This window comes from Mycolicibacterium sichuanense (genome assembly GCF_033741125.1).
Classification (GTDB): Bacteria; Actinomycetota; Actinomycetes; order Mycobacteriales; family Mycobacteriaceae; genus Mycobacterium.
Genome location: NZ_JAWQPU010000003.1, coordinates 534,853 through 557,338 on the forward strand (window position 1 = coordinate 534,853; position 22,486 = coordinate 557,338).

The following is a 22,486-nucleotide window of genomic DNA, read 5'->3' on the forward strand; positions in this document are numbered from 1 at the left end:
CAGACTGAGCACGTGGCTGCGATGTCCGCAGTGGTATTCGCCCTGAGCTGGTGGCTCGGGCTGTACCTGCTGGCGCGCGACGTCCGCAAACCCGTCCTCGTCCTCGCGGCGATCGGGCTGACCAGCTTCGCCGTCGTGGTGGCGCTCGACGCCGTCCGGCACCTCAGCGCGTCGTCCTCGGCGGTACTCAGCCACGTCGAGGTCTACCTGGTGGTCGTGCCGGGCATCGCGTGGGTCGCCGTGCTGCTGGAGCTCGCGCGACCGGGGGACACGTGGCGGTCCCGGGTTGGCGAGCTGGCGCTGATCGGGGTGGTCGCCGCCATGGCGCTGACCGGCGCCGCGATGGCGGGATCGGTCGACGGGCCGCTACGCGCCGGGCACTGGGTGATGGTCGCGGTGATCTCGCTCGCGACCCTCGGCGCCATGGCCAGGGCGCTGGCGGGTGGGCGTGGACCGCGTCAGGTGCGAGGCGTGGCCGTCGTCGCGACGCTGTTCTTCGCGCTGGGCAACGCGATCCTGGTGATCCCGCTGGGGTTGGTGCCCAGCTGGCTGGCGTTGGCGTCGACGGGGTGTGACGTGCTGATGCTCGGGGTCGCCGTCGCGCTGTGGGATGCCTTCGACGAGGGGCAGGCGCTGCGCGCGGACATGCTGAGGTCGTTCACCGGCAGCGTGGTCGTCGCGACGCTGTTCGGCGGGCAGGTGCTCGTCGGGATGGCCGTCACCGATGAGCACGCGGCGCTGTCGGTGCTGCTGTTCACCACCCTGGCGGTGGCGATCGGGATAAACGTGCTGGCCGATCCGCTCGCGGGGGTGCTCGACCGGTTGGCCTTCTCGTCGTCGCCAACGCTGCGGGCCGACCGGGAGACGTTGCGGCGCACCGAGGCCGCGCTGCCGCTGCGGATGCAGAACCCCCTCGACGGCGTCGACGAACAGACGTTCGTGCGGCTCACCCGGCGGGCACTTGGGCACTACGGGGATCTGTCGAAGCTCGTCGCCAGTCCGTTGACCGCGCTGCCCGTCATCGACGAGCGCCTGGCCCGCCGCGGCGCGCCCGATCAGCCGCTCGAGCGCGCCAACGAACTGCGGGCCCTACTGGCCGATCGGATCGCCGCGCTCAAGCCCCGCGACGGCGCGGAATTCGGCGTCACCGAGCAGTGGCGGCACTACAACTCGCTGTACTTCCCCTACGTCGCGGGGGTGCGGGCCTACGCCCAGAACGCGACGGCCGCCGGTCTGGATCCCGTCGCCAAACGGGCGTGGCAGTGGTTCGTCACCGAGGTGCCGCAGCGCTCGCTGCACAACTGGCAGAACGCGGCGGCGCGCGTCATCGCAGCCGACCTGAGGGGCGCGCCCGCACCGGCGAATCACCCGTTCTGACCTGCGACTGGCAGTGATTGGCAGCGTTCTGCGTCGATCTGGCAGCGGTTGGTGAGCATCGTCGGAGGTGTCCATCCCTCAGCGTCGAGGAGCACGCCATGACCGCCACCTTCACCCCCCGGCCACTGTCCGACAGCTCGGACTCCCTGCTGCGCTTCGCATTGCGGGCCGACGCCACCCTGTGTGCCGGCCTCGGCCTGCTGGTCGCGATGGCCGCCGACCCACTGGCGCGGCTGTCCGGATTGTCGGCCATCTCGGAGTGGATCGCGGGCGCCGCGCTCGTCGGCTACGGCGTCGCGCTGTACGTGCTCGCTGCGGTGCCGCGCGTGCGTCGCGTCGGCATCGGGGTCGTCGTCGCCAACGTGGGCTTCGCCGTCGCAGGCGTCTGCGTCCTGCTGGCCGGTCTGCTGCCGCTCACCGGAGCCGGCGTCGCGATGCTGCTCGCCACGGTCGTCGTCACCCTCGCGCTGGCCGATCTGCAGTACCTCGGGGTGCGCCGTCTGGCGTGACCCCCTTCGAACCGGCGCGTGGCCGCACCCCGCGAGAGGTCACGGCGTGCGGCCCGCACCGGCCTCACCGTTTCACCCCATCAGGAGTTTCACCCCACCAGGAAAGGAATCCGCATGACCGCCACCACTTCCACCAACCGCTCCACCTCCGTCGCCAACGACGGACTGCTGCGCTTCGCGATGCGCCTGGACGCCGTACTCAGCGGCGTCATGGGCGTCGCCGGCCTTGCGCTGGCCCCCCGCATGGCCGAGCTGTCGGGCACCACGGCCACCGTCGAGTACTCGCTGGCGGTCTTCCTCGTCGCCTACGGCGTGGTGGTGTACGGCCTTTCGTCGATGCGGCACCTGCGGATGCCTGGCATCGCGGTAGTCGCCGGCAACGTGCTGTACACCGTCGGCGCCGTTGCTGTCGTGCTCGCCGGGGTGTGGCCGTTGACGACCTTCGGCGTCGTACTCACCCTCGGCAGCGGCGTCTACACGCTGGTGATGGCCGACCTGCAGTACCTGGGGCTGCGCCGCCTCTGAGCCGCTCAGAGCTTGCGCAGGCGCAGTCGGTTGATGGCGTGGTCGGCGTCCTTGCGCAACACCAGGGTTGCGCGAGGCCGGGTCGGCAGGATGTTCTCGATCAGGTTGGGGCGGTTGATCGAGTTCCAAATGTCGCGGGCCGCGAACTCGGCCTGTTCGTCGGTCAGCGTCGAGTAGTGGTGAAAGTGCGACTGCGGGTCGGCGAACGCGCCGGCGCGCATCGCCAGGAACCGCGAAACGTACCAGTTCTCGATGTCCTCGATGCGGGCGTCGACGTAGACCGAGAAGTCGAACAGGTCCGACACCATCAGCGCGGGGCCGGTCTGCAGCACGTTGAGACCCTCGAGGATGAGGATGTCCGGATGCTTGATCTCCAGCTTCTCGCCGGGGACGATGTCGTAGAGCAGATGCGAGTAGACCGGTGCGCTGACCTGATCGGATCCCGACTTGACCGCCGTGACGAATCGCATCAACCCGCGGCGGTCGTAGCTCTCGGGAAAGCCCTTGCGGTGCATCAGGTTTCGTCGCAGGAGCTCGGCATTCGGATAGAGGAAGCCGTCGGTGGTGACGAGGTCGACGCGCGGGTGGTGCTCCCAGCGCGCCAGCAGCGCCTGCAGCACGCGGGCGGTGGTGGACTTGCCGACGGCGACACTGCCCGCCACCCCGATGACGAAGGGCACCGGACGGTCGGGGTTCTGGTGCGGCTCGCCGAGGAACTCGGCGGTGGTGGCGAACAGCCGCTGCCGCGCGGCGACCTGTAGGTGGATCAGCCGGGCCAACGGGAGGTAGACCTCTTCGACTTCCAGCAGGTCCAGTTGTTCGCCGAGACCGCGAAGGCCGAGAACTTCACTCTCGGTCAGCTTCAATGGAGTCGACATGCGCAGCGAGCGCCATTGACTCCGGTCGAACTCGACGTATGGACTCGGCTCGCTCGTCCGCGCCATGGCCTCCACACTTCCCCGTCGCTTCGCTCGCCACGGACAGTCTTGCACCTACGGTTGAGGGCATGGACGCCACCACCGTCATCCGCGAGTACTTGCTCCTCGGTCTGAGGTTCGACCGAATCGAAGAGGGCTACGTCGACGCGTTCACCGGTGACCCCGCGCTGCGGGCCGCGGTCGCCGCGGAACCGCCTCCCGATCCAGCGGACCTGGCCCGTCGGGCGCAGCACTTGCTGGCCGAGCTGCCCGGCGCCGACGGGCTCGAACCGCAGCGGGCGGACTACCTGGCCGCGCACCTGAGGGCGCTGGCTTGCGCGGGACGCAAGTTCGCCGGAGAGGACGTCGGGTTCGTCGAGGAGGTGCGCGACTATTTCGACGTCGACATCGTCAAGGGTGATCCCGAGCGGTATCTCGAGGCGCATCGCAAGCTCGACGAGGCGCTCGGTGGTACCGGCCCGCTCGCCGACCGAATGCAGGCCTACCGTGCCGGCGAGGAGATCCCGCCGGAGCGGCTCGAGGACTGCATTCACGCGTTCTCCAGCGCGCTGCGCGACCGGGTGCGCGTGGACTTCCCGCTGCCGGAGTCGGAGACCATCGTCTACGAGGTGGTCACCGACAAACCGTGGTCGGGGTTCAACTACTACGAGGGCGACTACCGGTCGACCGTCGCGGTCAATGCCGACCTCAAGCAGCAGATGTCGAATCTGCCCCGGCTGGTCGCCCACGAGTCCTACCCCGGTCACCACACCGAGCACTGCCGCAAGGAGGCCGGCCTGGTGGCCCGCGACGGCCACGCCGAGCAGACCATCTTCCTGGTCAACACCCCGCAGTGCCTGATGGCAGAGGGATTGGCGGACCTGGCGCTGTACGCGGCCGTGGGCGACGGGGCGAGCGAAGCGACGGGGGTCAAGGGCGGGTGGGGCGCCTGGGCGGCGGAGATCTACGCCGACCTCGGCCTGCGCTTCGACGGCGACCGCGCGGTGGCCGTGTCCCAGGCCGCGGCCGAGCTGGCCGACGTCCGCCAGGACGCCGCGCTGATGCTGCACGACGAACACCGCGACGTCGACGACGTGGTGGCCTTCCTGCAGAAGTGGCAGCTCACCAGCGACACGCGGGCGCGGCAGTCGTTGCGCTTCCTGTCCTCCCCGCTGTGGCGGGCCTACACCAGCACCTACGTCGAGGGGTACCGGCTGCTGCGGGCCTGGCTCGATGCCCGCCCCGCCGAGGTGCCCCTGACCGACCGGTTCCGCCGACTGCTCGACGAGCCGTTGATCCCGTCGGCGTTGCGAGCTGCGTGAGGGATCGGGGAGCGGCGTTTCGAGCCGGCTGGCCCGGCGGTTTAGGCTGGACACCATGACCGCTGAGCCCGTGACAAGCCCCGTTCCCGCGTTGGGCGCCGAGTACGCCGAGACCGCGAGCGCCGCGTATGTCGCGGCGTTGAAGGTCATCGAGTCCGTCGAGCCGCGCATCGCCGATGCCACCCGCAAAGAGCTTGCCGATCAGCGTGATTCGCTCAAGCTGATCGCCAGTGAGAACTACGCCTCCCCGGCGGTGCTGCTGACCATGGGCACCTGGTTCTCCGACAAGTACGCCGAGGGCACCATCGGGCACCGCTTCTACGCCGCATGCCAGAACGTCGACACCGTCGAGTCGCTGGCCGCCGAGCACGCCCGCGAGCTGTTCGGTGCGCCCTACGCCTACGCGCAGCCGCACTCCGGCATCGACGCCAACCTGGTCGCCTACTGGGCCATCCTGCAGACCCGGATCGAGACCCCCGGGCTGGCCGAGCTCGGCGCCAAGAACGTCAACGACCTGTCCGAGGCCGACTGGGAGACGCTGCGCGCCAAGATGGGCAACCAGCGCCTGATGGGCATGTCGCTGGACACCGGTGGCCACCTCACCCACGGCTTCCGGCCCAACATCTCCGGCAAGATGTTCCACCAGCGCAGCTACGGCACCGACCCGGAGACCGGCCTGCTGGACTACGCCGCCATCGCGGCGGCCGCGCGCGAGTTCAAGCCGCTGATCCTGGTGGCCGGCTACTCGGCCTACCCGCGCCGGGTCAACTTCGCCAAGATGCGCGAGATCGCCGACGAGGTGGGTGCCACCTTCATGGTGGACATGGCGCACTTCGCCGGGCTGGTCGCGGGCAAGGTGTTCACCGGCGACGAGGACCCGGTGCCCCACGCCCACGTCACCACGACCACGACGCACAAGTCGCTGCGTGGCCCGCGCGGCGGTCTGGTGCTGGCCACCGAGGAGTACTCCGGTGCGGTCGACAAGGGCTGCCCGATGGTGCTCGGCGGCCCGCTGTCGCACGTCATGGCCGCCAAGGCCGTTGCGCTCGCCGAGGCCAGGCAGCCGTCGTTCCGGGAGTACGCGCAGCGCATCGCCGACAACGCCAAGGCGCTGGCCGAGGGCTTCCTCCGTCGTGGCGCGCGCCTGGTCACCGGCGGCACGGACAACCACATCGTGCTGCTCGACGTGACGTCGTTCGGGCTGACCGGGCGACAAGCCGAGTCGGCGCTGCTGGACTCCGGCGTCGTCACCAACCGCAACTCGATCCCCGCCGACCCCAACGGCGCCTGGTACACCAGCGGCATCCGCTTCGGCACGCCGGCGCTGACCAGCCGCGGGTTCGGTCCGGCCGACTTCGACCGGGTCGCCGAGCTGGTGGTGGACGTCCTGAGCAACACCCAGCCCGATGGATCGTCGAAGGCCAAGTACACGCTGGCCGACGGCACCGCCGACCGGGTGCACGCCGCGGCCGCCGAGCTGCTCACGGCCAACCCGCTGTACCCGGGGCTGACCCTGTAACGGACCGGGTGCAAGACACGCCGCCCCGATTTCCAAGAATCTGTGTCCAGGGGTTACAGTTAGTTTCATGGCACAGAAGCCCGTAGCCAACGCGCTGACGCTGGAACTCGAACCCGTCGTCAAGGAAAACCTGTCGCGCCACATCGCGACCGAGGAACTCTGGTACGCGCACGATTACGTGCCGTTCGACCAGGGCGAGAACTTCGCCTTCCTCGGCGGCAAGGACTGGGACGAGTCCTCGGTGACCCTGCCCAAGCCGGTCACCGACGCGCTGGAGATCCTGCTCATCACCAAGGACAACCTCGCCGGCTACCACCGCGAGCTCGTCGAGCACTTCATCCTCGACGAGAAGTGGGGCCGCTGGCTGGGCCGCTGGACCGCCGAGGAGCACCTGCACGCCGTCGCGTTGCGCAACTACCTCGTCGTCACCCGGGAGATCGATCCCAGCGCAAACGAGGACGTCCGCGTCGCCCACGTGATGAAGGGCTACCGCGCCGACTCGTACAGCCAGATCGAGACGCTGGTGTTCATGGCGCTGCTCGAGCGCGCCCACGCCGTGTTCAGCCGCAACCTCGAGGCGCAGATCGGCGAGCCGGTGCTGCAGCGGATGGTCGGCCGGATCGCCAAGGACGAGGAGCGCCACGAGGAGTTCTTCGCCAACCTCGTCGCCCACTGCCTGACGACCAAGCGCGACGAGACCATCGCCGCGATCGCCTCGAGGGCCGCCGCCTTCGAGGCCATCGGCGCCGACATCGACGCCTACCAGGACAAGGTGCGAGTGGTTGCCGAGGCAGGCATCTTCGACGACGCCGCCCTGCGCGCGGTCATCTCCGACCGCATCGCCGACTGGGGTGTCGCAGACGCCCCCGAGCTGGCGGAATTCGTCGCCAAGTAGCCGGCCGGTGAGTTAACCGATTGGTCACGAGCCGATCCCGGCGCGCCTGCCCGGCGCATTCCTCGCCGCGGGGGTAGCGTCGTTTTCGATGGCCGACATGCTCTGCTATCCGGGCGGTACCCGTCGTTTCGACGAAGAGGGGACCGGCCCCGGTCCTGGTACCGCGGTATCCACCGAGGGAGTTCGTGCGGTGCCGCACGGGCCTAGGAGCGCCGCGTGACTGACATGGACGGGTCTTCCAAGAGGACCTACGTGCTCGACACCTCCGTACTGCTGTCCGACCCGTGGGCCTGCACCCGGTTCGCCGAGCACGAAGTGGTGGTTCCACTCGTCGTCATCAGTGAATTGGAGGCCAAGAGGCATCACCACGAGTTGGGGTGGTTCGCCCGCCAGGCGCTCCGGATGCTCGACGACCTGCGACTCGAACACGGACGCCTCGATCAGCCCATTCCCATTGGGACGCAGGGCGGCACGCTCCAGGTCGAGCTCAACCACAGCGATCCGAACGTCCTGCCATCGGGCTTTCGCAACGACAGCAACGACGCGCGCATCCTGACCGTGGCGGCCAACCTCGCCGCCGAGGGCAAGCACGTCACGCTCGTCAGCAAGGACATCCCGCTGCGGGTCAAGGCCGGCGCCGTCGGCCTTGCCGCCGACGAGTACCACGCGCAGGACGTCGTCACCTCCGGCTGGACCGGCATGGACGAGGTCGACGTCTCGGCCGAGGACATCGACACGCTGTTCAACGACGGCGAGGTCGACCTCGAGGAGGCGCGGAACCTGCCCTGCCACACCGGCGTTCGCCTGCTCAGCGGGACGTCGTCGGCGCTGGGCCGGGTGAACGCCGAGAAGCGGGTGCAGCTGGTCCGCGGTGATCGCGAAGTGTTCGGCCTCCGGGGAAGGTCAGCCGAACAGCGCGTCGCCCTCGATCTGCTGCTCGACGAGTCCGTCGGCATCGTCTCGCTCGGCGGCAAGGCCGGCACCGGCAAGTCCGCCCTCGCCCTGTGCGCGGGTCTGGAAGCCGTGCTGGAGCGCCGCACGCAGCGCAAGGTCGTCGTCTTCCGGCCGCTGTATGCGGTCGGCGGCCAGGATCTCGGCTATCTGCCCGGCAGCGAGAGCGAGAAGATGGGGCCCTGGGCGCAGGCCGTCTTCGACACCCTCGAGGGACTCGCCAGCCCGGCGGTGCTCGAGGAGGTGCACGCTCGCGGCATGCTCGAGGTGCTGCCGCTGACCCACATCCGCGGCCGTTCGCTGCACGACTCGTTCGTGATCGTCGACGAGGCGCAGTCGCTGGAGCGCAACGTCCTGCTGACGGTGCTCTCCCGGCTGGGCGCCGGGTCGCGCGTGGTGCTGACCCACGACGTCGCCCAGCGCGACAACCTGCGGGTCGGGCGGCACGACGGCGTGGCCGCGGTCATCGAGAAGCTCAAGGGGCATCCGCTGTTCGCCCACATCACGCTGTTGCGCAGTGAAAGATCGCCGATCGCCGCGCTGGTCACCGAGATGCTCGAGGAGTTCAGCCCCGGCGCCCTGCCGTGACGGCCTCGACTCTGCGTTCACGGCGCGCGGCACTCCAACGTCGTCGCCGTGAACGCAGAGTCAGGCTCGGTCGGTAGGCTGCCATCGTGCGAAAGCGGCCCGAGACGTCCTCGTGGACTTACTGGCGTGTGGTGATCGGCGTGTGCGTCGGCGTCGCCGTGGTCGTGATCGGCAGCCTGACGGGCCACGTTGCCAAGGCCGACGAAGTGAACTGCGCCGAGTACAAGTGCATCGCGCTGACGTTCGACGACGGCCCGAGCCCTTACACCGACCGGTTGCTGAAGATCCTGCAGGACAACGACGCCAAGGCGACCTTCTTCGAAATCGGCAACAAGGTGGCGGCCAATCCCGAAGGGGCAAGGCACGTCGTCGAGGCGGGCATGGAACTGGGGCAGCACACCTGGGAACACCCCAACATGACGACCATTCCGCCGGAGGACGTCCCCGCCCAGTTCAGCAAGGCCAGTGACGCCATCGAGGCGGCGACGGGCCAGCGTCCCAAGCTGGTGCGCACGGCCGGCGGGCTGATCAACGACCAGGTGCTCGCCGAGGCCGGCAAGCAGGGGCTGGCCGACATCAACTGGGACGTCATCCCGTTCGACTGGGCCAACGACGCCAACACCGCCGCCACTCGCTACATGCTGATGACGCAGATCAAGCCGAACTCGGTGGTGCTGTTCCACGACACCTATTCGTCGACGGTCGACCTGGTCGAACAGTTCATCCCGGTCCTCAAGGCCAACGGCTATCACATGGTGACGGTCACGCAGATGCTCGGGCCGCGGGCGCCGGGCTCCAGCTACGGCAGCCGCGACAACGGCCCGCCCGCCAACCAACTGACCGACATCCCGCCCGCGGAGATTCCGTCGCTGCCCAACACGCCATCGCCGGCGCCCATGCCGAACATTCCGATCACCGACATTCCGGGGGCGAACTCCGGCGGCGTCAACAACGGCGCTTGACGGCGTCATGCACTCCAGCACCGCGTTGGTCCTGACCGTCCTGGTGCTCTGCTATGCCGTGGTGTCGGGGCTGATCCGGCGCTGGTACGTGGCGCCGGCCCTGGTGTTCGTCGTGTTCGGGATCGTGCTGGGGCCCTACCTCCTAGACGTGGTCGACGTGGGCACCGACGCCACCAGCTTCATCGTCGTCGCGCAGCTGGCGCTGACCGTCATTCTGTTCAACCAGGCCGCCGAACTCGACTTCGTTGCAGTGGTCCGGCGCCGCGGAATCACGTTCCGGCTGTTGGTGATCGGCATCCCGCTGGCCTTGGGGCTCGGCACGTTGACCGCGCTGCTGCTGTTTCCCGTGATGCCGGTGTGGGAGGCGGTCTGCCTGGCGGCGATCGTCGCCCCGACGGAGGTGGCGCTGATCGACGCGCTGCTCGAGGACCGGCGCATTCCGGAGGACGTTCGCCACGCACTGTCCGCCGAGAGTGGCTTCTACGACGGCTTCGCGCTGGCGGCCCTGCTCGCGGCGCTGGCCCTGGCCTCCGAGCGCACCGATCCGGATTCGATGCGCTGGACGATGTTCCTGCTGCGCACCGAGGTGGTGTCGGTGGGCGTGGGGCTGGCGATCGGCGCGCTCGGCGGGCTGCTGATCGGGTGGTCGCGTCAGCGCGAGTGGATGAGTGGGACGTGGGGGCAGCTGGCCACGCTCGCCGTCGCGATCGCGTGCTTCCAGGTGGGTGAAGGCCTGCACGGCAGTGGTTTCGTCGCCGCGTTCGCCGGCGGTCTGGCGTTCGCGTTCATGGCCAAGCGGGCCGGCTACCGGCCCGACACGGCGGTGTCGGATGCGGCGGGTCAACTCCTGGAACTCGTCGTGTTCGCGATGTTCGGCGGTTATGCGGTGATCGACGGCTGGAGCAAGGCGAGCTGGCAGGTGGTGCTGTTCGCGGTGCTGGCCGTGTTCGCGGTCCGCCTGGTGGCGGTGAACCTGGCCCTGATCCGCAGCGACCTACCGGTCCGCAGCCGCATGTTCGTCGGATGGTTCGGGCCACGGGGCATCGGCACGCTGGTGCTGGGGCTGCTGGTCGTCGAGCGCGGTCAGATCGAACAGCAGACGCTGATCGTCCAGGTGGTCGCCGTGACCGTGACGCTGAGCCTGGTGGTGCACAGCGCGGCGACGTGGCCCGGCATCAAGGCATTGCGCGCCACCCCCGCCGAGCAGACGTAGACGGCCCTCGATCCGGGGATTCAAGGGCCGTCTACGTCTGTTCGTGGGGAAGGGGGTTAGTCGCCGTCCTTGACCTTGGCCATCTTCAGCACGTCGAGGCGCTTGTCGAGCTCCTCCTCGGACAGCTTCTCGCCGATCAGGCCGCGGTCGATGACGGTCTGCCGAATCGTCTTGCGCTCCTTGAGGGCTTCCTTGGCGACCTTGGCGGCCTCCTCGTAGCCGATCGCCGAGTTCAGCGGGGTGACGATCGACGGCGAGGACTCGGCCATCTCACGCAGGTGCGCCTCGTTGGCGACCAGGCCGTCGATGCACCGCTCGGCGAACAGCTTCGACACGTTGGACAGCAGCGTGAAGGACTCCAGCACGTTGCGCGCCATCATCGGGATGTAGACGTTGAGCTCGAAGGCGCCGGACAGCCCGCCGACCGTGACGGCGGCGTCGTTGCCGATCACCTGGGCGGCGACCTGCGTAACTGCTTCCGGCAGAACGGGATTGACCTTGCCCGGCATGATCGAGCTGCCCGGCTGCAGGTCGGGGAGCTGCAGTTCGCCCAGGCCGGTCAGCGGGCCGGAGCCCATCCACCGCACGTCGTTGGCGATCTTGGTCAGCGACGCGGCGATGGTCTTCAGCGCGCCGGACGCCTCGACGAGGCCGTCGCGCGCCGCCTGCGCCTCGAACGAGTCTGCTGCGGTGCGCAATTCGGCGATCCCGGTCTGGTCGACGAGGACCTCGACCACCTTGGCGCCGAATCCGTCCGGGGCGTTGAGTCCGGTGCCGACGGCCGTGCCGCCGATCGCCAGCTCGCCGAGCCGGGGGAGTGTCGCCTTGACCCGCTCGATGCCCGCCTCGATCTGACGGGCATAGCCGCCGAACTCCTGGCCGAGGGTCACCGGCACCGCATCCATCAGGTGGGTGCGACCGGACTTGACGACGCTGCGCCACTGCCTGGCCTTGTTGCCAAGCGACTCGTGCAGGATCTCCAGCGCCGGAATGAGGTGCCGCACAGCGGCTTCGGTGGCGGCGATGTGGGTGGCGGTCGGGAAGGTGTCGTTGGAGCTCTGCGACATGTTCACGTCGTCGTTGGGGTGCACGGTGACGCCGTTGGCGGCGGCGATGCTCGCGATCACCTCGTTGGCGTTCATGTTCGAGCTGGTGCCCGAGCCGGTCTGGAAGACGTCGATCGGGAACTGGTCGTCGTGCAGGCCGTCGGCGATCTCGCCGGCGGCGGCGATGATGGCGTCGGCCTTCTCCGGTGCGAGCAGGCCCAGGTCCTTGTTGACCTGCGCGCAGGCACCCTTGAGCAGGCCGAGCGCTCGGATCTGGGTGCGCTCCAGCGGCCGGAACGAGATCGGGAAGTTCTCCACCGCGCGCTGCGTCTGAGCACGCCACAGGGCACTCTTGGGCACCCGGACCTCGCCCATGGTGTCGTGCTCGATGCGGTATTCGGTGTCGTTCTCGACAACGCTGTCGGCCATTGTGCTCCCTGTTCGTCTCTCTGGTGTGTGGGAAGGAGGAGGGTCTTACGGCAGTGGGTAGGCGGCGCTGACGTCACCGGTGAAGTCGACCGCCGAGTACTCGTTGAGCTTGGAGAGCCGGTGGTAGGCCTCGATCATGCGGACCGTGCCGGACTTCGACCGCATCACGATCGACTGCGTGGTGCACCCGCCGCCGAAGTAGCGCACGCCCTTGAGCAGGTCGCCGTCGGTGACACCGGTGGCCGAGAAGAAGACGTTCTCGCCTGACACCAGATCCTCGGTGTGCAGCACGCGGTCCAGGTCGTGGCCCGCGTCGATGGCCTTCTGGCGTTCGGCGTCGTCGGTCGGGGCGAGGACGGCCTGGATCGCGCCGCCCATGCAGCGGATGGCCGCGGCGGTGATGATGCCCTCGGGCGTGCCGCCGATGCCGGCGAGGATGTCGGTGCCGGATTCGGGGCGGCACGCCGAGATCGCGCCGGCGACGTCGCCGTCGGAGATGAGCCGGATGCGCGCGCCCGCCTCGCGGACCTCCTCGATCAGCTTGGCGTGCCGGGGCCGGTCCAGCACGCATACCGTGATGTCGGCGACGGTCGACTTGCGGACCTTGGCGACGCGGCGGATGTTCTCGCCGATGGGCGCGGTGATGTCGATGACGTCGACGGCGTCGGGGCCGACGGCGATCTTGTTCATGTAGAACACTGCCGACGGGTCGAACATCGCACCGCGTTCGGCGACCGCCAGCACGGAGATGGCGTTCGGCATGCCCTTGCTCATCAGCGTGGTGCCGTCGACCGGGTCGACGGCGAAGTCGCAGTCCGGGCCGTCGCCGTTGCCGACCTCTTCGCCGTTGTAGAGCATCGGGGCGTTGTCCTTCTCGCCCTCGCCGATCACGACGATGCCGCGCATGGACACCGAGTTGACGAGTTCGCGCATGGCGTCGACGGCGGCGCCGTCGCCACCCTCCTTGTCGCCGCGGCCCACCCAGCGGCCGGCGGCCATCGCCCCGGCCTCGGTGACCCGTACCAACTCGAGGGCGAGGTTGCGATCTGGGGCTTCCCGGCGCGAGGACGTCATGGCTGCAGATTCTCCCATTAGTGGTTCCGGGTTTGGGAGCTGGGATACTGGCCAGGTGACCACACCGCAGCCGGCTCCGGCGCCCAAGCCGCAGAAGAACCGGCTGTTGCAGGACGGCCGGGACATGTTCTGGTCGATGGCGCCGCTGGTGGTGGTGTGCATCGTGCTGGCCGGCGTGCTGGGGATGTGCTCGTTTGCACCCAACGGCCCAGGTCAGGGGCCCATCCCGAACTACGACCTGCCTGCGGCGATGAACGCCGACGCGCAGACGCTCAAGATCCCGATCCGCATGCCGCGGTTGCCCGAGGGCTGGCATCCCAACTCGGGATCCCGGGCCAGCATCGACGGCGGGCGCACCGATGCCGCCGGCCGGCCGGCGCGTGCGGTGATCTCCCGCACCGGCTTCCTCGCGCCGACGGGAATGTTCGTCAGCCTGACCCAAAGCGACGCCGACGAGTCGAGCCTCATCCGGTGGATCGACCCGAACCTGGTTCCGACGGGCACGCAGAGTGTCGACGGCGTGCAGTGGATCGTCTACGAGGCGGGGGAGGACGTGCGCCCGGTGTGGACCACCCGGCTGCCCGGCCCAACGGGTCCCGCCCAGATCGCGGTGACGGGACCCGCGGGTACCGACGAGTACCGTATTCTGGCGGCGGCCACCCAGTCGCAGCCGCCGCTGCCCGTCAGCTAGGAGCGTCCATGTCCGCACCGGAAGCCGATCTGACGGGCTGGACCGCAGCACCGTTCACCGCGGCGGGCTTCACCCACGACGTCTATCGCAAGGGGGAGGGGCCGGGGGTCGTTCTGATCCCCGAGATGCCCGGCCTGCACCCGGGTGTGCTGGCGCTGGGAAATCACCTGGTGGACAACGGCTTCACCGTGGCGGCGCCGTCACTGTTCGGCACGCCGGGGGCGCCGGCGATCCGCCCTGCGACGGTTCCCATCCTGCTGAAGGGCTGCGTCACCAAGGAGTTCGCGGCACTGACGACCAACGCCGACCGCCCCGTCGCCAAGTACCTGCGCGCGCTGGCGCGCGACCTGAACGCCGCCACGCCAGGCAAGGGCGTCGGCGTGATCGGGCAGTGCTTCACCGGTGGGTTCGCCCTCGCCGCGGCAGTCGACGACAGCGTGCTCGCACCGGTGCTGAGCCAGCCGTCGGTGCCGCTGCCGCTGACCGCCAAGCACCGCCGCGATCCCGGGCTCTCCGAGGGTGAGCTGAAGGTCATCGAGCGCCGCGCGGCGCAGGAGGGCCTGTGCGCCATGGGGTTGCGGTTCAGCGAGGACGCGATGGCCCCCGGTGAGCGCTTCCAGACGCTGAAGGCCCGGCTCGGCGATGCCTTCGAGGTCATCGAGATCGATTCGTCGAAGGGCAATCCCGACGGGATCGGGCGGATGGCGCACTCGGTGCTCACCGATCAGGTGCGCGAGGTCGACGGCAACCCGTCCTACGAGGCCCGCAAGCGGGTCGTCGCGTTCCTCACCGAGCGGCTGTTCTAACCGGCCTTCGACGCTGCCTGCGGCCGTTCGGGCTTGGCCGCGCGCCGGTCCGCGCGCACCTTGGCCACCAGTGCGCCGATGCGCCCTTGCTGCTTGGGCTGCTCGTCGGGGTCGTCCAGCGGCAGCCCCTTGAACACCCAGAGGTACACCCCGACCGTGGTGACGATGACGATCATCAGCACGGGGCCGATGACGATGCCGAGGAAGCCGAACATGGTGATGCCCGCGAACACGGCCAGCAGCATCAGCGCGGAATCCAGTCGCGCAGCGCGGGGGACCAGGATCGGGCGGAGCACGTTGTCGATGTTGGTGACGACGATCAGGTGCCAGGCGATGACGAAGATGCCACCGAAGACGTTGCCGAACAGGATCATTCCGATGCCGAACGGGATGCTGACGACGCCGCCACCGAGCGGGATGACCGACAGCACCGTGAGCAGGATGGCGAAGATGAAGAAGCCCTGGTGGAAGCCGGCGAGGTAGATCGACACCGCCCCGGCCACGCCCTGGGCCAGGGCGATGACGAACTGGCCGAAGACGGTGCCGCGCACCATGGCGCCCATCTTCTCCAGGTAGAGGTCGGTGACCTCGTCGCCGAGCGGGTTGAGCTCGTGGATCAGCAGCTGGACCCGTTCACGGTTGCTCAGCAGCGAGATGAACACGTAGATGAACAGCACCGCGGCCGTCAGCCCGCCGGCCAGCCCGCCGGCCGCGCCCTGCAAGAGCCCCAGGCCCCATTCGCCTGCGTGCTGCCCGAGGGTGGCCATCCGCTCGCGCAGCATGTCCTGGGTGACGTCGACGTCGTGCAGGAATGGCACCTTGTCGAGCGTTGCGTTGATCAGCTCGAGAGTCTTGTCGCCGAGGGAGTTCAGATCGGTGCGCGACACCCACGCCGAGATGCTGCGGACCATCGCCGAGATCTGCGCGGTCGCCAGCAGCACCAGCAATCCGAGCGGGACGATCACCGCCCCCAGCGCGCTCAACAGCGTCAGGGTGACCGAGACGCCCTTGCCGAACCGCTTCTGGAACCAGTCGAACAGCGGATTGAATAGATAGGCGGACACGACCGCCACCACGATCAAGATGAAGTAGCCGCGCAGGAAGTAGGCGCCGAAGGCGAGCGCGAGCACGGTGGCGATGGCCAGGGCCCGCTTCTGCGAGGTGGTGAACTCCGTCGGCATGGGCACGCAGTGATCCTGTCAGGAACTGCCCAGCATTGCGATCGCGCCTAGGGCTGAGCCAGTTTCGCCACGTGGCCGATGATGTCGGGGTAGCGCTTCAGGTGGGCGCCGCCGTTGAGGTCGAGCACCTCGCCGGTGAGCCACGCCGCCTTGGTGAGGTAGAGCACGGCCTCCGCGACGTCCTCGGGTGTGCCGGCGCGGCCCAGCGGGGTGTTCTCGACGTACTCCTCGACGACGCCGGGCACCAGCGCCGCGGCCTCGGTGAGCGGGGTGTGCACGAAGCCCGGTGCGACGGCGTTGACCCGGATGCCGCGCGGGGCCAGCTCCAGCGCGGCCACCTGCGTCAGCATCGACAGGCCCGCCTTGGCCGAGCAGTAGGCGCTCATCCCGACGGCGGGCTGGCGGGCGTTGAGTGACGAGATGGAGACCAGCGACCCGCCGTCGACGAGGTGGCGACCCGCGTACTTGGCGACGACGAAGGCACCGGTCAGGCACACGTCGAGTACCGAGCGGAACTGGTCGACGGCCAGGTCGACGATGAGCCCGATGGTGGAGAAGCCCGCGCAACTCACCACGGCCTGCACCGGCCCGGCCCCGGCGAATAGCGTTGCGACGGAGTCCTCGTCGGCGACGTCGACGAACTCGCCGCGGTGCGGGTCGCCGAGTTCGGCGGCCCGGTTCCTGGCGCCTTCGAGGTTGACGTCGCCGATGACCACCCGGTAGCCGGCGTCGGCGAGCGCCCTGGCCGACGCCCAGCCGATGCCCGAGGCGCCGCCGACGACGATCGCGGTGCTCATGCCGACGTGCTCTCGGGTCGGGGATCGCCCCACTTGGCGGCGATCGCACCCCACGGGTCGGCGTACGGCTCGGGGCGCCCGTGGTAGGCCGCGCGGCGGGTGAAGATCGCCTTGGTCAGTGGCGCCAGCACGCGCAGTAAGTGGCGCCTCGCGCCGGCCTTGTTGGCGGTCTCGATCAGCATCTCTGGCCACGAATGCCGTTGGTGGCGAAGAACTCTCTGCGCCGTCGCGGTGTCCATCCAGTCGGTGGCGAACCAGGCGTCATCGTCGTTGGGGTCACCCTTGAGCCCGGCCGGCAAGCCTCCGACGAGGCCCATCGCGGCCGCCATGGCGGGGGCGACGTCACCCTGGATCAACCGGTGGGTGTCGTCGCCTGCGACGAGCAGGGTCTGGCCCACCACGTCGGCGGTGGTCGCGGCCGCGAAGGCCCGCGCGACGTCGCGCACGTCGACGGTCTGGATGCGGCCGTCCACGGGCAGCAACCCCTCGAAGTAGAGGTTGTCGAGCTTCATGTAGGCGGTCGGGTCGACGGTCAGCACGCCGCCGAGGCGCAGGATCACCCACTCCAGCGTCGACGCCCGCACCAGCTGCTCGGCCGCCACCTTGTGGGCGCCGTAGACGTCGGCGGGGTGCAGCGGGGTGTCGGCGGTGAGCACGTCGGAGTGGGTGTGAGGGTTGCGCGAGCCGTACACCGCGATGCTGGACGCCTGGACGAACCGCGGCGGCCGGGGTTGCCCCTCGGCAGCGGCCAGCAGGTGTCCCGTCGCACCGACGTTGACCTTCTCGGCCAGGGCCTTGCTGGTGTAGATGAACGGGGGGATGATCGCGGCGAGGTGGACGATGGCGGCCGGTTCGACGGCGCCGACCAACTCGACGGTAGCAGCGGGATCGGTGAGGTCGGCGTAGCGCACGTCGACGCCGGTGGGCAGCGTCTCGGCGGCGCGGCGGTTGCCCGGCGTGTCGAGGTCGGTGGCCACCACCCGGCGGCCGTCGGCGGCGAGCCGCTTGACGGTGGAGGACCCCACCAGCCCGAAGGCGCCCGTCACGAGCACGGCGTCGGTCATCCAACTCCTTCGTCGAAACTGGAACGTGTTGCAGGCATCATCGCCCAGCCGTCGACGATGCACCAGCGTTGGGATCGCTGATGCAGCGGAAACCGACGTGGCTCATTCCGGTGTCGACCATCTGCGGGCGCCGCGCGGCGGGACGGTAGCGCAGGCAGTAGGCGTCCGCACACAGGAACGATCCACCCTTGACGACCCTGCGGCCGATCCCGAACTGGGGCTGATGTGGGTCGTATGTGTCTGCCGCACAGCAGGATTCGACGGAACGATCCTCGGACCACCAGTCCGTCGTCCACTCCCAGACGTTGCCGGCCATGTCGTGCAGCCCATACCCGTTGGCCGGGAAGCTGCCCACCGGTGCGGTGGTGCCGTACCCGGTGTCGGGTAGGTACGGAAATTCACCGTGCCAGTAGTTGGCCAATCGCTGGCCGGGTCCTTCGGGATCGTCACCCCAGGTGTAGGTCATGCCGGCGAGGCCGCCGCGGGCGGCGACCTCCCATTGCGCCTCGGTCGGCAGCGTCAGCCCGGCCCAGTCGGCGTAGGCCATCGCGTCGGCGAAGGCGACGTGCACCACGGGGTGCCGTTCGCGCCCGCGCAGCGACGAACGCGGTCCGCGTGGGTGGTTCCAGCAAGCGCCCGGAGTCCAGGTCCACCACTGGCTGAGGTGTCGCAGGTCGACCGGGCCGGGGGTGCGGTGAAAGACCAGTGAACCCGGTTGCAGGTTCTCCGGCGGCGCACCGGGGTAGTCGTCCGGGTTCGGTGGCATCTCGGCGACGGTCACGTAGCCGGTGTCCTCGACGAAGGCGCCGAACTCGGCGTTGGTGACCTGATGGCGCTGCATCCAGAAGCCGTCGACGGTGACCTCCCGCCGCGGTCCCTCCTCCGGGTAGTGCGCGTCGGATCCCAGCGTGGCCGTCTGCGGCGGGATCCAGACGAGGTCCATCGTCGTCGAGGTGGCGTCGGCGGTCACGAACCGGGGCCGTTCGCGACGTCGAGCGCTACCTGAACGGTGTCCTCAGCCAAAGATCCGGGTCCAATCGTCCTGCATGCTGGCGACGGTCCAGCCGCGGCCGGCGGCGAGGGCGAGGGCCCGTTCCGCTCCCGCAGCGTAGGCGAATTCGCGGTCGGCATCGTCGTGGTGGACCAGCAGCTGCAGACCGCGGGTGTACTCCAGCATTTCGATGTCGCCGTTGGAGTTGCCTGCCGCGAAGATCGGTCGGCGACCCGTGCGTCCCCAGATGCGGACCGGCTTGACGGGACCGTCGTTGAGGAACTCCGGCTGCGCCGTCGTCTTGAGGTCGCCGTCGGAGAAGGTCAACCCCACCGAGCTACCGATCACCCGTTCCGGCGGGATGCCGTACATCGCGGCGGTCACCGGACGCATGAAGTCACGACCACCGCCGGAGACGACGTAGTTGGTGAAGCCCGCTGATTCGAGGTAGCGCAGCAACTCCACCATCGGCGCGTACCCGCAGGCGGTGTAGGGCCGGTCCAGGGTGGGGTGGCGGGCGTCGGCGAAGAACGACTGCACGCGCGCCGCGTGCTCTTCGGTGGTGATCGCCGTGTTCGCCGAGAGCACCGCGGCCGCAAGTACTCTCAGGTCGGCGTCGTCGCCTTGGTAGTGCTTGGTGACGGCATTGCCGAACCAGGCGAGGTCACCGGTCGCCGCCGCCAGATACGGCTGTCCCTTCGTCAGGGACGGATCGGCGGCGGCTCGTTCGGCCAACCGGCGGACCAGGAAGTCCAGCTGGACGTACGCCGGCTTCTCGCACCAGAGGGTGCCGTCGTTGTCGAAGACCGCCACCCGTTCCTCCTGCGGCACATCGCTCTTCACACGGGCGACGAAGTCTACGATCGCCGACTTCACGGGACCGTCGCGCCAGGAGGCGAGGTCGGCCGGGTTCAACCGGCCGCCGATTCGAGGGCCTTCTTCATCTTCTCGACCGCCGCGGTGATCGTGAACGACGCGGGTTCGGCGCGGGGTGGGAACTCCTTGAACGTCTCGAGGAACTGCAGGACGAGGGCGTTGGCGTAGAGCACGATGAAGACCCGTTCCAGGACCCAGTCCCAGTAGGTGTTCGACGTGACGTCTGCCCGTTCGAAGGGATCGGTGCGCAGGTTGAAGATCTTCGGTGCCCGCAGTTCGGTGAAGGGTTCGAACCAGATCTGCAGCGTCCCCTGGCAGCGCTGCTCGAGGAACACGACCTTCCAATTGTCGAATCTGATGCCGAGCACGTCGCAGTCGTCGGAGAAGTAGATCAGCCCGCGGCGCGGGCACTCATCGACCGCACCGGTGAGGTACGGCAGCAGGTCGTAACCGTCGACGTGCACGCGGTAGGTCTTCTCGCCGATCGTGTGGCCCCGTCGGAGCTTGGCGACGATGTCCGGCTCACCGGCTGCGGCAAGCAGCGTGGGCAGCCAATCATGGTGCTGGACGATCTCGTTGGATACCACCCCGGCTGGGATGCGGCCCGGCCAGCGGACCATCTCCGGCACCCGGAACGCACCCTCCCAGCCGGTGTTCTTCTCGCTGCGGAACGGGGTGGTGGCCCCGTCGGGCCAGCTGTTGGCGTGCGGGCCGTTGTCCGTGGAGTACACGACGACGGTGTCCTCGGTGATGCCGAGCTGGTCGAGGCAGTCCAGCAGCTGACCGACGTTGCGGTCGTGGTCGATCATGGTGTCGTGATACGGCGACTGCCATCGCCCAGCCTGTCCGATGCTCTCGGGCTTGGTGTGGGTGCGAAAGTGCATGTGCGTCATGTTCATCCACACGAAGAACGGGGTGTTCGATTCCACCTGGCGCCTGATGAAGTCGACGCAGGCCCCGGTGGTCTCGTCGTCGATCGTCTCCATCCGCTTGCTGGTCAGCGGCCCGGTGTCCTCGATGCGTTGCCGGCCCACCGGCCCGAACCGCTCGTCGACCTCGTCGGAGACGTCGGTGGTGGCCCAGGAGTGGATGACGCCGCGGGGGAGTAGCCGTCTGCGTAGCAGCGGTGCCTCGTCCTCGGTCGGGTAGTCGGGGTTCTCTGGCTCCTCCTCGGCGTTGAGGTGGTAGAGATTGCCGAAGAACTCGTCGAATCCGTGTGCGGTCGGCAGATGCTTGTTCAGGTCGCCGAGGTGATTCTTGCCGAACTGTCCGGTGGCGTATCCGAGCGGCTTGAGGAGTTCGGCGATCGTCGGGTCGTCGGCGGACAGGCCCATGTCGACTCCAGGCATGCCGACCTTGCTCAGTCCGGTGCGGTACACGCTCTGCCCGGTGATGAAGGACGACCGGCCCGCGGTACAGCTCTGCTCACCGTAGGAGTCGGTGAACCGCATGCCCTCGGTGGCGATGCGGTCGACATTCGGGGTGCGGTAGCCCATCAGTCCGTCGCTGTAACAGCTCAGATTGCTGATGCCGATGTCATCGCCCCAGATGACGAGGATGTTTGGTGTGCCGTCGGGCATGGGGGCCTCCCTCGTAGCGTGGAACCGTGCGGGTTCGACGCTAGGCCCGTCGCGCGACTCTCATCGCAAAATACGCCAATCGTTCAGGCCGGGGCGGGGACCGGCGAGGAAGCGTCCTTCATCGTGGCGTACAGCGCGGTGTAGTAGGGCAAACAGTCGGCCATGGCCTGGGCGGTGGTGAACAGCGGCCGATAGCCGAGGTCGCGCTCGGCCTTTGCGGTGGAGAAGTAGTTGTCGAGGTAGACCCGTTCCACCGCAAGGGGTTCCAGCGGCGGCTCGGGGATGCCGAGCCGGAAGTGCAGCCACTGCCACGCCGACATCACCGCGTGCACCAGGCGGCCCGACACCCGGAGCCTGGGCCAGGTGTGGCCACACGCCTCGATGACCGGCCGGGAGAACTCGAACATGTTGATCGGCTCGCTATCGTTGACGAAGTACGCCTGACCTGGTGCCGAACCGCCCGGCACCAAGTGCTCGCCGGCGAGGATGAAACCGTGAATGAGGTTGTGCACGTAGGAGTTGTCGAGTCTGACGTCCTTGCCGCCGACCAGGACCTTGACGTGTCCGGCCAGCACGCTCTGGAACAGCTTGCGGAACATGGTCTGGTCGCCGCGACCCCAGATGCCGCTGGGCCGGATGCTGCAGGTGAGCATGCCCTCCACGCCGTTCTGGGACAGCACGAACTTCTCGGCGATCACCTTGGTCTCGGTGTAGAGGTCGGCGAACCGGGTGGTGTAGGGCAGCGTCTCGTCACCGCCGGCAATCCGCTGGCCACCCATCACGACGCTGTTGGACGCGGTGTAGACGAACCGCTCGACGCCGGCAGCCTGCGCGGCGTGCACCAGGTTCTCGGTGCCGCCGACGTTGACAGCGAAGCTGCGCTCGCGGGCGGGGGCCGACCCGCCACCCATCAGGTCGATGACGGCCGCGGTGTGGATCACGGTGTCGATGCCGGCGACGACCGCGGCGACGTCGGCCGGGTCGGTGATGTCCCCGACCACGGTCTCGAGTCCGTCACGCGCAGCCAGTGGGGACGGCGCCCGGTCGAACGAGCGCACCGCGTGGCCGCGGTCGAGGAGCTCGGTGACGAGGTTGGTGCCGACGAATCCGGAGCCGCCGGTCACCAGCACGCGGCCGAGGTCGGTACGCAGTGTCGAGTCGCCCATGACGCGA

The 22,486-nt window shown here is 68.8% G+C and carries 21 protein-coding genes; 11 read left to right on the plus strand and 10 right to left on the minus strand.

Annotation, left to right across the window (positions count from 1 at the left end; all coding sequences use genetic code 11):
• Nucleotides 1–12: 12 nt before the first annotated feature.
• From SBI80_RS12990 to SBI80_RS13000, 3 genes are all read left to right on the plus strand, one after another.
• Nucleotides 13–1,377 carry a hypothetical protein gene (locus tag SBI80_RS12990; protein ID WP_318975119.1) on the plus strand — a complete coding sequence of 455 codons (1,365 nt, stop codon included), beginning with the start codon at nt 13–15 and terminating at the stop codon, nt 1,375–1,377.
• Nucleotides 1,378–1,475: 98 nt separating this feature from the next.
• Nucleotides 1,476–1,886: a hypothetical protein gene (locus SBI80_RS12995; RefSeq protein ID WP_318975120.1), complete on the plus strand. Its 411-nt coding sequence runs from the start codon at nt 1,476–1,478 to the stop codon at nt 1,884–1,886.
• Between the two features lie 114 nt (nt 1,887–2,000).
• The gene (locus tag SBI80_RS13000; RefSeq protein WP_318975121.1) at nt 2,001–2,411 is read left to right on the plus strand and encodes a hypothetical protein; all 411 of its coding nucleotides are present in this window, start codon (nt 2,001–2,003) and stop codon (nt 2,409–2,411) included.
• Nucleotides 2,412–2,416: 5 nt separating this feature from the next.
• On the opposite strand, the gene coaA is transcribed toward SBI80_RS13000, so the two are convergent.
• Nucleotides 2,417–3,355: a type I pantothenate kinase gene (gene coaA / locus SBI80_RS13005; RefSeq protein ID WP_318975123.1), complete on the minus strand. Its 939-nt coding sequence runs from the start codon at nt 3,353–3,355 to the stop codon at nt 2,417–2,419.
• 62 nt (nt 3,356–3,417) lie between these two features.
• On the opposite strand from coaA, the gene SBI80_RS13010 reads away from it, so the two are divergent.
• The 6 genes from SBI80_RS13010 (at nt 3,418) to SBI80_RS13035 (ending at nt 10,778) form a co-directional block, all read left to right on the plus strand.
• On the plus strand, nt 3,418–4,650 hold the full coding sequence (locus SBI80_RS13010; protein WP_318975125.1) for a DUF885 domain-containing protein: 1,233 nt from the start codon (nt 3,418–3,420) through the stop codon (nt 4,648–4,650).
• A gap of 55 nt (nt 4,651–4,705) precedes the next feature.
• Nucleotides 4,706–6,169, plus strand: a complete 1,464-nt coding sequence (locus SBI80_RS13015) for a glycine hydroxymethyltransferase (protein ID WP_318975127.1) — start codon at nt 4,706–4,708, stop codon at nt 6,167–6,169.
• A 67-nt stretch (nt 6,170–6,236) separates the two neighbouring features.
• Complete coding sequence (locus SBI80_RS13020) at nt 6,237–7,064, plus strand: acyl-ACP desaturase (protein WP_318975129.1); 828 nt, start codon at nt 6,237–6,239, stop codon at nt 7,062–7,064.
• A 225-nt stretch (nt 7,065–7,289) separates the two neighbouring features.
• Complete coding sequence (gene phoH2, locus SBI80_RS13025; protein WP_318975260.1) at nt 7,290–8,603, plus strand: RNA 5'-3' helicase PhoH2; 1,314 nt, start codon at nt 7,290–7,292, stop codon at nt 8,601–8,603.
• Between the two features lie 86 nt (nt 8,604–8,689).
• A complete protein-coding gene (locus tag SBI80_RS13030; RefSeq protein WP_318975131.1) occupies nt 8,690–9,565 on the plus strand; it encodes a polysaccharide deacetylase family protein in 876 nt (291 codons plus the stop codon).
• Nucleotides 9,566–9,572: 7 nt separating this feature from the next.
• Complete coding sequence (locus tag SBI80_RS13035) at nt 9,573–10,778, plus strand: cation:proton antiporter domain-containing protein (protein WP_318975132.1); 1,206 nt, start codon at nt 9,573–9,575, stop codon at nt 10,776–10,778.
• A 56-nt stretch (nt 10,779–10,834) separates the two neighbouring features.
• Here SBI80_RS13035 and SBI80_RS13040 read toward each other — a convergent pair whose 3' ends face one another.
• Entirely contained in the window at nt 10,835–12,253 is a 1,419-nt protein-coding gene (locus SBI80_RS13040; RefSeq protein WP_318975134.1) for a class II fumarate hydratase, read from the minus strand.
• A 45-nt stretch (nt 12,254–12,298) separates the two neighbouring features.
• Complete coding sequence (gene glpX / locus SBI80_RS13045) at nt 12,299–13,327, minus strand: class II fructose-bisphosphatase (protein ID WP_318975136.1); 1,029 nt, start codon at nt 13,325–13,327, stop codon at nt 12,299–12,301.
• On the opposite strand from glpX, the gene SBI80_RS13050 reads away from it, so the two are divergent.
• Nucleotides 13,326–14,018, plus strand: coding sequence for a DUF4245 domain-containing protein (locus SBI80_RS13050; RefSeq protein ID WP_413232707.1), 693 nt, complete (start codon nt 13,326–13,328; stop codon nt 14,016–14,018). The two genes, glpX and SBI80_RS13050, sit on opposite strands and share 2 nt — an antisense overlap.
• Before the next feature lie 8 nt (nt 14,019–14,026).
• Nucleotides 14,027–14,824 carry a dienelactone hydrolase family protein gene (locus SBI80_RS13055; RefSeq protein ID WP_318975139.1) on the plus strand — a complete coding sequence of 266 codons (798 nt, stop codon included), beginning with the start codon at nt 14,027–14,029 and terminating at the stop codon, nt 14,822–14,824.
• Here the strand turns inward: SBI80_RS13055 and SBI80_RS13060 are convergent.
• From SBI80_RS13060 to SBI80_RS13090, 7 genes are all read right to left on the minus strand, one after another.
• Entirely contained in the window at nt 14,821–16,005 is a 1,185-nt protein-coding gene (locus SBI80_RS13060) for an AI-2E family transporter (protein ID WP_318975261.1), read from the minus strand. The two genes, SBI80_RS13055 and SBI80_RS13060, sit on opposite strands and share 4 nt — an antisense overlap.
• Before the next feature lie 47 nt (nt 16,006–16,052).
• On the minus strand, nt 16,053–16,802 hold the full coding sequence (locus tag SBI80_RS13065) for an SDR family NAD(P)-dependent oxidoreductase (RefSeq protein ID WP_318975141.1): 750 nt from the start codon (nt 16,800–16,802) through the stop codon (nt 16,053–16,055).
• Nucleotides 16,799–17,866, minus strand: coding sequence for an NAD-dependent epimerase/dehydratase family protein (locus SBI80_RS13070; RefSeq protein ID WP_318975143.1), 1,068 nt, complete (start codon nt 17,864–17,866; stop codon nt 16,799–16,801). Before SBI80_RS13070 ends, SBI80_RS13065 begins: the two co-directional genes overlap by 4 nt.
• Before the next feature lie 37 nt (nt 17,867–17,903).
• Nucleotides 17,904–18,836, minus strand: a complete 933-nt coding sequence (locus tag SBI80_RS13075; RefSeq protein WP_489685604.1) for a formylglycine-generating enzyme family protein — start codon at nt 18,834–18,836, stop codon at nt 17,904–17,906.
• 45 nt (nt 18,837–18,881) lie between these two features.
• Nucleotides 18,882–19,772, minus strand: a complete 891-nt coding sequence (locus SBI80_RS13080; RefSeq protein ID WP_318975144.1) for an HAD family hydrolase — start codon at nt 19,770–19,772, stop codon at nt 18,882–18,884.
• Nucleotides 19,769–21,313 carry an arylsulfatase gene (locus tag SBI80_RS13085; protein WP_318975145.1) on the minus strand — a complete coding sequence of 515 codons (1,545 nt, stop codon included), beginning with the start codon at nt 21,311–21,313 and terminating at the stop codon, nt 19,769–19,771. The genes SBI80_RS13080 and SBI80_RS13085 overlap by 4 nt, the downstream gene beginning before the upstream one ends.
• A gap of 83 nt (nt 21,314–21,396) precedes the next feature.
• Entirely contained in the window at nt 21,397–22,479 is a 1,083-nt protein-coding gene (locus SBI80_RS13090) for a 3-beta-hydroxysteroid dehydrogenase (protein WP_318975146.1), read from the minus strand.
• Nucleotides 22,480–22,486: the final 7 nt, after the last annotated feature.